12 protein-coding genes are annotated in these 14,038 nt (G+C 61.7%); 7 read left to right on the top strand and 5 right to left on the bottom strand.

Features of this window, described 5'->3' with window-relative positions; genetic code table 11:
- The first annotated feature begins 11 nt into the window (after nt 1–11).
- From WBR68_RS05655 to WBR68_RS05640, 4 genes are all read left to right on the top strand, one after another.
- Nucleotides 12–1,022, top strand: coding sequence for an ABC transporter ATP-binding protein (locus WBR68_RS05655; RefSeq protein ID WP_230693695.1), 1,011 nt, complete (start codon nt 12–14; stop codon nt 1,020–1,022).
- A complete protein-coding gene (locus WBR68_RS05650; protein ID WP_230693694.1) occupies nt 1,019–2,038 on the top strand; it encodes an ABC transporter ATP-binding protein in 1,020 nt (339 codons plus the stop codon). Before WBR68_RS05655 ends, WBR68_RS05650 begins: the two co-directional genes overlap by 4 nt.
- Before the next feature lie 122 nt (nt 2,039–2,160).
- Nucleotides 2,161–3,360 carry a M20 aminoacylase family protein gene (locus WBR68_RS05645; protein ID WP_230693693.1) on the top strand — a complete coding sequence of 400 codons (1,200 nt, stop codon included), beginning with the start codon at nt 2,161–2,163 and terminating at the stop codon, nt 3,358–3,360.
- Between the two features lie 211 nt (nt 3,361–3,571).
- Entirely contained in the window at nt 3,572–3,730 is a 159-nt protein-coding gene (locus tag WBR68_RS05640) for a hypothetical protein (protein WP_230693692.1), read from the top strand.
- A gap of 237 nt (nt 3,731–3,967) precedes the next feature.
- Here the strand turns inward: WBR68_RS05640 and WBR68_RS05635 are convergent, their stop codons facing one another.
- The 5 genes from WBR68_RS05635 to rpmH all read right to left on the bottom strand — a co-directional run bounded on the left by WBR68_RS05635 (nt 3,968) and on the right by rpmH (nt 8,312).
- Nucleotides 3,968–5,413, bottom strand: a complete 1,446-nt coding sequence (locus WBR68_RS05635) for a catalase (protein WP_127186208.1) — start codon at nt 5,411–5,413, stop codon at nt 3,968–3,970.
- Nucleotides 5,414–5,694: 281 nt separating this feature from the next.
- Complete coding sequence (yidC, locus tag WBR68_RS05630; protein WP_050447357.1) at nt 5,695–7,374, bottom strand: membrane protein insertase YidC; 1,680 nt, start codon at nt 7,372–7,374, stop codon at nt 5,695–5,697.
- A gap of 48 nt (nt 7,375–7,422) precedes the next feature.
- Complete coding sequence (gene yidD, locus WBR68_RS05625) at nt 7,423–7,695, bottom strand: membrane protein insertion efficiency factor YidD (protein WP_083447395.1); 273 nt, start codon at nt 7,693–7,695, stop codon at nt 7,423–7,425.
- A complete protein-coding gene (locus tag WBR68_RS05620; protein WP_230693691.1) occupies nt 7,695–8,066 on the bottom strand; it encodes a ribonuclease P protein component in 372 nt (123 codons plus the stop codon). The genes yidD and WBR68_RS05620 overlap by 1 nt, the downstream gene beginning before the upstream one ends.
- Nucleotides 8,067–8,177: 111 nt before the next feature.
- Nucleotides 8,178–8,312, bottom strand: coding sequence for a 50S ribosomal protein L34 (gene rpmH / locus WBR68_RS05615; protein WP_003816025.1), 135 nt, complete (start codon nt 8,310–8,312; stop codon nt 8,178–8,180).
- A 404-nt stretch (nt 8,313–8,716) separates the two neighbouring features.
- Between rpmH and dnaA the strand changes: the two genes are divergently transcribed.
- The 3 genes from dnaA (at nt 8,717) to gyrB (ending at nt 13,835) form a co-directional block, all read left to right on the top strand.
- Nucleotides 8,717–10,174, top strand: coding sequence for a chromosomal replication initiator protein DnaA (gene dnaA, locus WBR68_RS05610; protein ID WP_127183034.1), 1,458 nt, complete (start codon nt 8,717–8,719; stop codon nt 10,172–10,174).
- A gap of 2 nt (nt 10,175–10,176) precedes the next feature.
- Complete coding sequence (dnaN, locus tag WBR68_RS05605; RefSeq protein WP_006227714.1) at nt 10,177–11,286, top strand: DNA polymerase III subunit beta; 1,110 nt, start codon at nt 10,177–10,179, stop codon at nt 11,284–11,286.
- A 101-nt stretch (nt 11,287–11,387) separates the two neighbouring features.
- Nucleotides 11,388–13,835 carry a DNA topoisomerase (ATP-hydrolyzing) subunit B gene (gene gyrB / locus WBR68_RS05600; protein ID WP_230693690.1) on the top strand — a complete coding sequence of 816 codons (2,448 nt, stop codon included), beginning with the start codon at nt 11,388–11,390 and terminating at the stop codon, nt 13,833–13,835.
- Nucleotides 13,836–14,038: the final 203 nt, after the last annotated feature.

The raw sequence follows: 14,038 nt of genomic DNA, 5'->3' as shown, positions 1-14,038 counted from the left end.
GGGCGGACGCGATGCAGACAAACGCTGTGGAAACGCCCTTGGCCGCACCCCCGACGGTTCTTGAAGTGCAAGGATTGAAGACGCACTTCTTCACGCGCAACGGCGTGGTGAAAGCGGTGGATGGTGTGGACCTGAGCTTGGCCGAAGGCGAAATCCTGGGCCTGGTGGGCGAATCAGGATCAGGCAAGAGCATCACCGGTTTTTCGCTGATGGGTTTGCTGGACGAGCCGGGCCGTATCGTTGAAGGGCACCTGCGGCTGAACGGTGAAGACTTGCGCGGGGCAACGCCGAACCGCTGGCGCCAATTGCGGGGCCAGGAGATCGCGATGATCTTCCAGGACCCGATGATGACGCTGAACCCCGTGCTGCGCGTGGATACGCAAATGATCGAGGCGGTGCAGGCGCACCACAAGGTGTCGCGCGAACAAGCGCGGCAACGCGCCTTGCAGACGCTGACGATGGTGGGCATTCCGTCGCCACAGGAGCGCCTGCGCGCTTACCCGCACCAACTGTCTGGCGGCATGCGCCAGCGCGTGGCCATTGCCATCGCGCTTTTGAATTCACCGCGCCTGATCATCGCCGACGAGCCCACCACCGCGCTGGACGTCACGATTCAAGGGCAGATTCTTTTTGAAGTGCAGAAGCTGTGCCGCGAAACCGGTACCGGCTTGATCTGGATCACGCACGATCTGGCAGTGGTGGCGGGCCTGGCCGACCGCGTGTCGGTGATGTATGCGGGCCGCGTGGTCGAGACGGGCAGCACGTACGACGTCATCACGCATCCCATGCATCCGTACACGCACGGGCTGATTGCGTCGATCCCCACACCGGAATCGCGCGGTCGGCCGCTGGTGCCGATTCCTGGCATGACACCGTCGCTGTTGAACCTGCCGCAAGGCTGTGCGTTTCGCGGGCGCTGCCCGCGCGCGACTGACGCCTGTCTGACCGAACCGCAGCCTGTGGAAGTTCGCCCGGCGCAATGGGTGCGCTGCTGGCACGCCGGAGACCCAGACCCCAAATGAGCGCAGCAGAACGCGACGCCGCCGCCCCCATCTTGTCCCTGCGCGACGTGGAACTGCGCTTCGTGCAGCCCGTGGACCTGGCCGGGCGCATTGCCAATTTGCTGGGAGCGGGCTTGAAGACGCAAGTGGTGCATGCCGTGGCCGGCGTGGACCTGGACGTGCAACCCGGTGAAGTCATTGGCATCGTGGGCGAATCGGGCTGTGGAAAATCCACGCTGGGCCGCGTCGTGTCCGGCATCTTGCCGCCGTCATCAGGCGATGTGCACTACCAGGGCAAAGCCGTGCGGACGATGGCGGGGCCGGAGCGGCGCGCCTACGAACTGGGCGTGCAGATGATTTTCCAAGACCCCTACGCCTCGCTCAACCCGCGCATGCGGGTGCGTGAAATCATCGGCGAGGCGCCCGTGGCGCACGGCCTGATCCGCGCCCGCGACAAGGCGGAATACGTGGCCGGGCTGATGCGGCAAGTGGGCCTGGACCCGTCTTTCACGCAGCGCTACCCACATCAGTTTTCAGGCGGGCAGCGGCAGCGCATCGGCATCGCGCGGGCGTTGGCGCTCAAGCCCTCCGTGATCGTCTGCGATGAAGCCGTGGCCGCTTTGGATGTGTCGATTCAGGCGCAGGTGCTGAACCTGTTTGAACAATTGCGTGATGACCTGGACCTGACGTATCTGTTCATCAGCCACAACCTGAGCGTGGTCAGCCATATCTCGGACCGCGTGGCGATCATGTACCTGGGGCGCGTGGTGGAGCTTGCGCCGACCGACACGGTTTTTCAGCGCGCCAACCATCCGTACACGCAGGCACTGTTGAAAGAGCTGCCGACCTTGACGCCCGGTCGGCGCACGTATCAGCCGATCAAGGGCGAACTGCCGTCTCCGCTGGACCCGCCCAGTGGCTGCGCATTCCACCCACGTTGTCCCCACGCCATGGCGCGCTGCAAGGAGGAACGGCCCTTGCTGCGGGAAATCGCGCCCGGCCAATTCAGCGCCTGCCACCTGAACGACATGCCCTGACTAGACGTAGGATGGGTGAAGCGCGAGAATCCCTGGAACAAGAAAGCCGATACCCAGCGCGCGCAACCCATCAAGCAACCGCCGATCGCCTCAATGAATTCACCTAATTTAATTCTGACGCCATGAAAACCATTGCCGAAATCGAACGCGCGCACCCGGAACTGACCGCCTTGCGCCGCGATATCCACGCGCACCCGGAACTGGCCTTCCAGGAAACGCGCACGTCCAACCTGGTGGCGCAACGCTTGCGCGAGTGGGGCCTGGAAGTGCATACGGGCCTCGGGAAAACCGGCGTGGTGGGGGTATTGCGCGCCGGCAGCGGCAAGAAGATGATCGGCCTGCGCGCCGACATGGATGCGCTGCCCATGCCCGAGCACAACCGTTTTGCACACAAGTCCACCATCAGCGGCCGCATGCACGGCTGTGGCCATGACGGCCATACCGCCATGCTGCTGGGCGCGGCGCAGTACCTGTCCACGCATCGCAACTTCGACGGTACGGTGGTGTTCATCTTCCAGCCGGCCGAAGAAGGCGGCAACGCCGGCGCGCGCGCCATGATGCAGGATGGCCTGTTCGACAAGTTCCCGTGCGACGCGGTGTTCGGCATCCACAACATGCCCGGCATGCCGGTCAACCAGTTCGGCTTTCGTGCCGGCCCGACGATGGCATCCAGCAACCGTTGGGACATCGTCATCAAGGGCGTGGGCGGGCACGCGGCGCAGCCTCATGCCTCGGTCGACCCCATCATTGTGGCTGCCGATATGGTGCATGCCTTGCAGACCGTGATTTCGCGCAGCAAGAATCCGCTGGACCAAGCCGTGCTGTCGATCACGCAGATCCATGCGGGCGATGCCTACAACGTGATTCCCGGCGAGGCCGTGCTGCGCGGCACGGTACGCACGTATTCGGTGGAAACCCTGGACAAGATCGAAGCCGACATGCGCCGTATCGCCACCACCTTGCCGCAGGTGTATGGCGGCACGGGCGAACTCGATTTCGTGCGGGCTTATCCGCCGCTGGTGAACTGGGAAAAGGAAACGGCCTTCGCGGCGAAGGTGGCCGAAGAGGCGTTCGGCGCTGAAAACGTGCTGCGCGATATGCCGCCCTTCATGGGCGCTGAAGATTTTTCCTTCTTCCTGGAAGCCATTCCGGGTGCATATCTGTTCCTGGGCAATGGTGACGGCGACCATCGCATGGAAAGCTATCACGGCATGGGCCCGTGCCAGTTGCATAACCCGAACTACGATTTCAATGATGCGCTGTTGCCGGTGGGCGCCACGTACTGGGTGAAGCTTACCGAGGCCTTCTTGCCGGCCGCCTGAATGCCCGACAACTACCGATAGGCTATTTGCTTATTGGCGTTGTTGATAAAGCCGCGGGGTGTACTCCCGCGGCTTTTTCTATATGACGTGAAGCTTTGATCAAACGCCCATAACTTCGTTTGAGATAGCAGGCGCGGTTCCCATAATGGGTCGTTCCACAGCTAGCGGAAATCCCACGGATAAGCACTTATCCACAAGGAACACCATGCGTATGTCATCCGAACTTCAGGACCGCCTGGTCCAAACTGTCACCGCCACCGGCTTGGCGCTGGTGTTGGCTCTGTTGGCGCTGGCCTCGCCCACCCCCGCATTGGCCGAAGGTGTGGATACCTTGTCTGCGTGCGTGGCCGCGTCGGCGAGTCTGCGCTAAACGCTCTGCCTGGCGCTGGCCAAGTGCTGCATTCGCGGCCAGCCCTGTGGATAACGTTGAAAACAGGCCACCGCCACGAGCTGTGGATAAAGCGAAATTCGATTCCTAGAGAGCAAATCACCTACGAAGGCATGCACGGCACCCCTACATAAACACCGGTGCGTCTAGCCCGCAACGATGAAAAAAGGGCGGTTCCTGTGCGGAACCGCCCTTTTCCTATTCAGGCTGCTGGCACCCTCAGAGCGTCAGCCCCAGCGCCTTGGCCACGCCGGCCGCATAAGCCGGATCGGCCTTCTTGAAGTGTTCCAACTGACGGCGCTGGATCTCTTCTGGCACGCCCGCCATATGGCGGCCGATATTGCCGAACAGCAGTTCCTGTTTTTCGGGCGTCATCAAGCGGAACAAGTTGCCGGGCTGTGAATAATAGTCATCATCCACGCGGTGGTTCCAGCGCGCGGCAGCCTGGCCGTCCAGCGCCAGCGGCGGTTCGCCGGCGGACGGGGTTTCCTTCCACTCGCCCGCGCTATTGGGCTCGTAGTTCAGCGTACCGCCCACGTTGCCATCGACACGGCTCGCGCCATCGCGGTGATAGCTGTGGAACGGGCAGCGCGGCGCATTCACGGGGATCTGGTGATGATTGATCCCCAGACGATACCGGTGCGTATCGCCATACGAGAACAAGCGCCCTTGCAGCATCTTGTCCGGCGAAAAGTCGATGCCCGGGACGATGTTTGCCGGGGTGAAAGCGGCCTGCTCGACTTCGGCGAAGTAGTTCTCGGGATTCTTGTTCAGCTCAAGCACACCCACTTCAATCAGCGGATAGTCGCCATGCGGCCAGACCTTGGTCAGGTCGAACGGGTTGATGTGGTAGGTAGCGGCTTCGGCTTCGGGCATGATCTGCACCTTCAGCGTCCACTTCGGGAAGTTTTTCTGCTCGATGTTCTCGAACAGATCACGCTGCGAGCTTTCGCGGTCGTGCGCAACCACCTGGGCGGCTTCCTCGTCGCTCATACAGACCACGCCCTGCTGTGACTTGAAGTGGAACTTCACGTAGAAGCGTTCGCCGTCCTTGTTGACGAAGCTGAACGTGTGCGAGCCAAAACCGTGCTGCTGGCGCAGGTTGGCGGGAATGCCGCGATCGCTCATCAAGATGGTGACCTGATGCAGCGATTCGGGGCTGAGCGACCAGAAATCCCAGGCGGCGGTGGCGCTGCGCAGGTTCGTCTTGGGATCGCGCTTTTGCGTGTGAATGAAGTCGGGGAATTTCAGCGGGTCGCGAATGAAGAACACCGGGGTGTTGTTGCCCACCAGGTCCCAGTTGCCTTCATCGGTGTAGAACTTGATGGCAAAGCCGCGCACGTCACGTTCGGCATCCGCCGCGCCGCGTTCGCCGGCTACGGTGGAAAAGCGCAGGAACAGCGGGGTTTGCTTGCCGACCTGTGAAAAGATGCTGGCGCGGGTGTAGCGCGTGATGTCGTGGGTAACGGTGAAGGTGCCGTAGGCGCCGGACCCCTTGGCATGGACGACGCGTTCGGGAATGCGTTCGCGGTCGAAGTGGGCCAGCTTTTCAATCAGCCAGAAGTCTTGCAACAGCGCCGGGCCGCGAGGGCCGGCCGTCAACGTGTTGTTGTTGTCCGGCACCGGCGCGCCCGAGGCGGTGGTCAGAGGCTTCTTGTCGGTCATAGCACACTCCGTACGTAATTCTGGAAGGCGCGCGACCGCTTGGGCCCCACGCTGTGTTGTGAATATTCCCGTGCGTATCCGCCAGGGAATATGTCCGACACATCATAGGGGTCAAGGTTGCGTTTGTGAAGTTGATTGCTATATATAAATCGATTGCCAAAAACTATCGATAATTTTTCATGTTCGACGCGTAGGAAGTGGACGGTGGGAACCTCGCGCGCATGAAAAAACCGGCCGCTAGGGGCCGGTTCTTGTAGGCTTGCAGGGCAGGCCTATCGGAATTAGCGGTTTGCCGCGGCTTCCGCCTTGCGCTGCATGGCGCGGGTGATGGACCACTGCTGTGCGATGGACAGGGTGTTGTTCACGCACCAGTACAGCACCAGGCCGGCCGGGAAGAAGAACATCATCCCACCGAACACCAGCGGCATGATCATCATGACCTTGGCCTGGATGGGGTCCGGCGGCGTCGGGTTCAGTTTGATCTGCAGGAACATGGTGGCCATCATGATGGCGGGCAGAATGAAGTACGGGTCGCGGATCGACAGGTCATGGACCCACAGAATCCACGGCGCGCCGCGCATTTCCACACTGGCCAGCAGCACCCAGTACAGCGAGATGAACACCGGAATCTGCACCACCATCGGCAAGCAGCCGCCCAGCGGGTTGATCTTTTCGGTGCGGTACATCTCCATCATGGCGGCGTTGAGCTTTTGCTTGTCGTCGCCGTACTTTTCCTTCAACGCCTGCAGACGCGGGGCCACTTGCTTCATGCGGGCCATCGAGCGGTAGCTTGCGGCGGCCAGCGGGTAGAAGATGGCCTTGATCAGCACGGTCAGCGCAACAATCGTCCAGCCCCAGTTGCCCAGCAACGAATGCAGCCAGGTCATCAGCGTGAACAGCGGCTTGGCAATGATGGTCAAAAAGCCGTAGTCCACGACCAGTTCGAGGCCGGGAGCGAGCGCCGCCATGGCCTTCTGGTCTTGCGGGCCGACCCACAGGTGCGAGTCAACGCGCGAGGCGGAACCCGGGGCGATTTCACCCACCGCTTCGATGCTGCGGGCGGCGTACAGGTTCTTCTGCACTTCCAGCAGTTCGTTCGTGCGCGGCTTGCCTTGCGGCGGCACCCAGGCGGTGGCGAAATAATGCTGCACCACGGCGATCCAGCCATTGTCCGCCTGCTTGACGTAGCTGGCCTTCTTCTTTTCGATGTCGCTGAACGTGCTCTTCTGGAATTTTTCCTGTTCAGAGTAGACGGCGAAACCGGTGAACGTGTGATAGAAGCTGGACGTGTCGGCGGGGTCATTGCCGTCGCGCTCCAGTTGCAGGTACAGCGCGGGCGATACGGGGGCTGAACCGACGTTGGCCAGGTCGTGGCGCACGTCAATGTCGTAGCGGCCCTTGTGCAGGGTGAACGTCTTGGTGACTTTCACGCCACCCGATTCGCCCTCGAACGACACGACCAGGCTGTCGCCGGTCATTTGGCGTTCGGTGGACGTGACGCGGAAAGGCGTCTGGTGCGTGGGGAAGCTCTGACCGTTGGGCGCGCCGACCACGCCGGACTGCACCACGTAGGTCAGGCCGGCCGAACGGTCCAGCAGCACGGTGGGTTGGTCGGCATGGCCAGTGGCCGGGTACTTCAGCAGTTCGGCGCGTACCAACTGGGCGCCCATGGTGTCGAAGGTCAGCCGCAGCACGTCGGTGGTGACAACGACTTCTTCCGAACGCGCCGTGGCGGGCGCGGTGGCGCCAGGAACCGCCGACGGCGCGGTTGCCGTGGTGGTGGGCGCGCTGGGCACCGAAGGCGTGGCGTTATTGGCGCCGGCCTGCGGTTCAGCCGTGCTGGCCGCGGGCGTCGGGCCCCCGAACAGGGACGGCTTGCCGTTATGGATTTGCCAGTTGTTCCATAGGAGCAACAGCGAGAAGGAGAAAATCATCCAGAGGACGGTTCGTCGGATATCCATGGTGCCTACTGAAGTGAATACGGGCCAGCAAAGCCCGCCAGTTTAGCGTCAATCGTGCTCGATGCGGTGGCTGTGGGAACAGCACGGGGGGCCATTGGTTCCCTTGGACGGCGGAACCGGATCCCAGCCGCCGGGCGACCACGGGTGGCAACGGCCAATACGCCGGACTGCCAACCAGAAGCCGCGCCAGGCGCCGTGGCGTTCGATTGCTTCAATCGCGTACGCCGAGCAAGTGGGGGTGAAGCGGCACTGCCTGCCGATCCAGGGACTCAGGAAGAACCTGTAGAAGCGGATCGGAAGAATGAGCAGTGCTTTGAAAATCATCGCGCAATCCGGTCAAAGTGAGCGTCCACTTCGGCCCTGACCACGCGTTTAAGCGAGGTGAGCGTGTTGGGCGCGACTTTGCTATGCAAGCGCACGACGTAATCCTTGGCCGGCAGCGCCAGGCGCCGATGGCGGAACGCTTCGCGGATGACCCGCTTGATGGCGTTGCGCGTACTGGCGTGGGCGGCGAACCGCTTGGCGATGATGAGCCCCAGACGGCCACAGGCATCCTGGCCGGGGGGCAGATCATTGGGAGCCGACGTCACAATGAATAACGCCCCTCGAGCAAGACGCCGGCCTTTCAGGGCAGCGGCGAACTCGGAGGGGCGATGCAACCGCGCCTCCGGGGGAAGCGTGGAGCGCGGCATGGACTGCGGGTCAGGCGTTTGCGCGGAACCAGAACGAGATTGCGAGAGGTCTTGCAATATGGCCGGTCCGTGCAAATAGTCAGGTTTCCGGGAAAACCGGAAAACCAGAACTTAGACAGCCAGACGCTTGCGGCCCTTGGCGCGGCGGGCGTTCAGGATGGCGCGGCCAGCGCGGGTTTTCATGCGCACGCGAAAGCCATGGGTGCGCTTGCGGCGGGTAACGGAAGGTTGGTAGGTACGTTTCATGGACGATCCACAAAAAGAACAAAAGTCAGAAGGGACCTGCCCGGAGGGTTCCAGGACGCAAAATCAGAAGCGGGTATCTAGTGAGCTTTTTTGCAACAGGTACAAAAACAACTCGTAGACGGGGCTCTGGACAAGGGATTTCTCCCCAGGCGACCTATTCAGCAAAGCTAAAAACCGGACAGTGCAGTAAGCGCCCAAACCTGTGAAAGGAGGGTACTTGCTACAACTCCGGCTAAGCTCTCTGTGAAACCTTCTGACAGACAGAATTCGGAAAAGCCCACCATTTCAGCAAGTTTTCCCTGTCTTGTCAAACAGTTAAGCCTGGGCAGTGTAGACGCTTATGTCCTGCCCTGTGGATAACCCCAGCCCAGGCAAGGTAGAATCGAGGTTTGAATAAGAGCGACATGAAAGAATTCTGGCAGACCTGCGTCAGTCGTCTTGAGCAGGAACTCCCCCCCCAACAAATCAGCGCGTGGATACGACCGCTGGTCCCGCTTGCGTACGACGAAACGCAGGCGGTGCTGCGCGTTGCCGCGCCCAACCGCTTCAAGCTGGATTGGGTGCGTAAGAACTTTTCCCACCAGATCGAAGCGTTGGCCGCGGAGTGGTTCAAGCGACCGGTACAGGTCTTGTTCGAGTTGCCTTCTCATGGAGCCGCCCCGCGCATGCCGGTCGCGCCCGTGCGTGCACCGCAACCCGTTCAATCGCACCTGTCCGCTGCACAGCCCTCAGGCGGCGCGCCGCCCATGCAGGCCCCGGCTCCGGCCGCCCCACCCCAACCCGCCACGACGGTGGCGGCGCAGTCGGTCAACGCGGATGCCGCCAACATCGTGTACGAGCGTTCGCGCCTGAACACGGACCTTACCTTCGAGAACTTCGTGACGGGTAAGGCCAACCAGTTGGCGCGCGCCGCGGCGTTGCAGGTGGCCGAGAACCCCGGCACGTCCTATAACCCGCTGTTCCTGTATGGCGGCGTGGGCCTGGGCAAGACCCACCTGATCCACGCCATCGGTAACGCCATGGTCGCGGCTGGCACGGGCGTGCGGGTGCGCTACGTGCACGCTGACCAATACGTGTCCGACGTGGTAAAGGCATACCAGCGCAAGGCGTTCGACGACTTCAAGCGCTACTACCATTCGCTGGACTTGCTGCTGATCGATGACATCCAGTTCTTCTCCGGCAAGAACCGCACGCAGGAAGAATTCTTCTATGCGTTCGAAGCGATGGTGGCCCAGCGCAAGCAGATCATCATCACCAGCGATACGTACCCGAAGGAACTGTCCGGCATCGACAGCCGCCTGATTTCGCGCTTTGACTCCGGCCTGACGGTGGCGATCGAGCCGCCGGAGCTGGAAATGCGCGTGGCGATTCTGCTGCGCAAGGCGGAATCCGAAGGCGTGCCCATGCCCGAGGAAGTGGCCTTCTTCATTGCCAAGCATCTGCGCAGCAACGTGCGCGAACTGGAAGGCGCGCTGCGCAAGGTTCTGGCCTACGCCCGCTTCCATGGTCGCGATGTGCTGACGGTGGATGTCTGCAAGGAAGCCCTGAAAGACCTGCTGTCCGTGTCCAACGGCCAGATCACGGTAGAAAACATCCAGAAGACGGTGGCGGATTTCTACAAGATCAAGGTCGCGGACATGTACTCGAAACGCCGGCCCGCCAATATCGCCTTGCCGCGTCAGGTCGCGATGTACCTGGCTAAAGAGCTGACGCAGAAAAGCCTGCCGGAAATCGGTGATCTGTTCGGGGGGCGCGATCACACCACCGTACTGCATGCCGTACGCAAGATTTCCGACGCCCGCGCAAAACAAGCGGAGCTCAACCATACCCTGCACGTGTTGGAACAAACTCTAAAAGGATGAACATGCAACTCGTACAAACCACACGCGATGCATTGCTGAAACCGCTGTCGACTGTGGCGGGCATCGTCGAAAGACGCCATACCCTGCCCATTCTTGCGAACATCCTGATGCGCAAGGAAGGCAACAAGGTTGCCTTCATTGCGACCGACCTGGAAGTACAGATCACCACCCATGCCGACTTCGGCGTGGGCCAGGACAACGAGTCCACCACGGTTGCCGCGCGCAAGCTGCTCGACATCCTGAAAGCGCTGCCGGACACCGGCGACGTGCGCCTGGCCCTGGCCAGCAACAAGCTGTCGGTGCAGTCGGCCAAGAGCCGCTTTGCGTTGCAGACGCTGGCCGCCAGCGAGTTCCCCACCGTCGCTCAGCCCGAGCAGTGGGATGTGTCGCTGACCATGCCGCAACGCACGCTGCGCCACCTGTTCAACATGGTGCACTTCGCCATGGCGCAACAAGACATCCGTTACTACCTGAACGGCATGCTGCTGGTGTTTGAACCGGGCCGTGTGCGCGCCGTCGCCACCGATGGTCACCGCCTGGCGCACTGCTCCACCGAAGCCGACGGCATTGCCGAACGCCACGAAGTGATCGTGCCGCGCAAGACCGTGCTGGAAATGCAGCGCCTGCTGGAAGACTCCGACGAGGTGGTCTCCATTGATGTGGCGCCCGGCCAGATCCGTTTCCGCTTCGGCGATGTCGAACTGGTGTCCAAGCTGGTCGAAGGCAAGTTCCCCGATTTCACGCGTGTGATTCCCACGAACTACACGCGCCACTTCATGGTGGGCCGCGAAGCGCTTCAAGGCAGCTTGCAGCGCGCCGCCATTTTGACGACCGACAAGTTCAAGGGCGTGCGCCTGCAATTGGCGCAAAACCAGATGAAGATCTCGTCTTCCAACGCCGAGCAGGAAGAAGCGCAGGAAGAAATCGACATCGACTACGGCCATGAGGCCCTGGACGTGGGCTTTAACGTGGGCTATTTGCTTGATGTGCTGGCCAACGTGAAAGTCGACAACATCCAGTGGTCGGTCATGCCCGATGCCAACGCATCGGCGCTCATCACCCTGCCCGAAGACGACCAGTTCAAATACGTCGTCATGCCCATGCGGATTTGATCCGCGTCCCACTCCTTTGTGGGTTTGTGCCGCTTGCGGGCCTGATGGCTCGCGGGCGGTCCGGCCGCCAGGCCGTTCTTTAAAGCGTTATCGAACCAGACATGTCAGATCAGCAGAACACCACTCCCGAGAACAGCGGCTACGGCGCAGACTCGATCAAGATGCTCAAGGGGCTGGAGGCCGTGCGCAAGCGCCCCGGCATGTACATCGGCGACACGTCCGACGGCACCGGCTTGCACCACATGGTGTTTGAAGTCGTGGATAACGCCATCGACGAAGCTCTGGCCGGCCATTGCGACGACATCGTCGTCACCATCCACACCGACAACTCCATCTCGGTCACCGACAACGGTCGCGGCATCCCCACGGATATCCACAAAGACGACGAATTCCACCGCAGCGCGGCGGAAATCGTGATGACCGAATTGCACGCTGGCGGCAAGTTCGACCAGAACTCGTACAAGGTGTCCGGCGGCCTGCACGGCGTGGGCGTGTCTTGCGTGAACGCCCTGTCCGAATGGCTGCGCCTGACCATCCGCCGCAACGGTCAGGTCCACCAGATGGAATTCCGCCAAGGCGCGCGCGTGGCGCCCCTGGCCGTGACGGGCACGACGGACATGCGCGGCACGGAAGTGCGCTTCCTGGCCGACCCGGTCATCTTCAACAACATCGAATACCACTACGAGATTCTCTCCAAGCGCTTGCGCGAGCTCTCGTTTTTGAACAACGGCGTGAAGATCCGCCTGGTGGATCAACGCCAGGGCAAGGAAGAGAACTTCGCGTTCTCGGGCGGCGTGAAGGGCTTTGTTGAATACATCAACCGCGCCAAGACCGTGCTGCACCCGAACGTGTTTTCGGTCAGCACCGAATCGGCCGCCGGCGGCGTGTCGGTAGGCGTGGAAGTGGCGATGCAGTGGAACGACAGCTACAGCGAAAGCGTGCTGTGCTTCACCAACAACATCCCGCAGCGCGACGGCGGCTCGCACCTGACCGGCCTGCGCGCGGCGATGACCCGCATCATCAACAAGTACATCGCCGACAACGAATTGGCCAAGAAGGCCAAGGTGGAAACGTCCGGCGACGACATGCGCGAAGGCCTGGCCTGCGTGCTGTCGGTGAAGGTGCCCGAGCCCAAGTTCAGCAGCCAGACCAAAGACAAGCTGGTGTCCAGCGAAGTGCGTCCGGCCGTTGAAGAAGCCGTGGCCCGCACGCTGGAAAGCTGGTTGCTTGAAAACCCGATCGACGCCAAGGCGCTGTGCAACAAGATCGTCGAAGCCGCCCGCGCGCGTGAAGCCGCGCGCAAGGCCCGCGAAATGACGCGGCGCAAGAGCGTGCTGGAAGGCGCCGGCCTGCCCGGCAAGCTGGCCGACTGCCAGGAAAAAGATCCGGCGCTGTGCGAGCTGTACATCGTCGAGGGTGACTCCGCAGGCGGCTCGGCCAAGCAAGGCCGCGACCGCAAGTTCCAGGCCATCCTGCCGCTGCGCGGCAAGGTGCTGAACGTGGAAAAGGCGCGTTTTGACCGCCTCATCGCCAGCGAACAGATCGCCACGCTGATCACGGCGCTGGGCACCAGCATCGGCCCCGATTTCAACGTGGAAAAGCTGCGCTACCACCGCCTCATCATCATGACTGACGCGGACGTGGACGGCGCGCACATCCGCACCCTGCTGCTGACGCTTCTGTATCGCCAGATGCCGGAACTGGTGCAGCGCGGCTATGTGTATATCGCCCAACCGCCGCTGTACAAGGTGAAGGTTGGCCGCGAAGAACGCTATCTGAAGGACGACCAGGAAGAAGCGCAGTTCATGCTGCAACAGGCGCTGAAGGATGCCGAGATCATCTCGGGCGGCAACATCATCCGCGGCGAAGAGCTGACCGACCTGGCCAGCCAGTACGTGGCGGCCGACGGCGTCATTGCGCGCCTGTCGAAGGTGTTCGACGTGGGCGCCTTGTCGGCCATGGCCGAAGGCGTGGAAATCAACCTGGAAACGGCTGAGTCCACGGCGGATTCCGCCAAGCGCCTGGCCGAGGCCATGCGTGACCCGGTCAGCGGCAACGGCGTGGACGTGGTGCCGCAGTTTGATGAAGCCACCGAACGCCATCGCCTGTCGGTGCAGCGCATGCACCACGGCAACGTGCGCGTCAGCATCATCGACGCCGACTTCGTCAACGGCGCTGATTACACCATCCTGTCCAAGGCGGCCAAGAGCTTCCTGGGCAAGGTCGGCCCGCGTTCGCTCGCCGCGCGTGGCGAAGGCGAAAAGCGCAAGGAACAGACCGTGTCCGACTTCCGCGAAGCCATGCAATGGCTGCGCAGCGAAGCCGATCGCGGCATCTCGAAGCAGCGCTATAAGGGTCTGGGTGAAATGAACCCGGAACAGCTGTGGGAAACCACGATGGATCCGAAGGTGCGCCGCCTGTTGCGCGTGCAGATCGAAGACGCCATCGCGGCGGACGAAGTCTTCACGACCCTGATGGGCGACGACGTAGAACCGCGCCGCGCGTTCATCGAACGCAACGCGCTGTCGGCGGGCAATATCGACGCGTAAGCGTGTAGGATCCCGTTGGAATTTAGATTTTTCCCAATAAATCTAGATATCTGAAGACGAAACCCAGCCGGCAGCGGCTGGGTTTTTTTATTGATGGCGGGGGGAATGTGATGACTTGATGGCCGGTTGTTGGTTTGCACTGAAAACTGACCCAGCGTTTGCATCGAAAACTGACCCAGCCCTAATTTGATTGGGTCAGGGTT

Source organism: Achromobacter sp. JD-1, assembly GCF_038594925.1.
In the GTDB taxonomy this organism is placed as follows: Bacteria; Pseudomonadota; Gammaproteobacteria; order Burkholderiales; family Burkholderiaceae_B; genus Achromobacter; species Achromobacter spanius_C.
Note: the sequence above shows the minus strand (reverse complement) of the source record. Positions and strands in the feature narration are given on the sequence as shown.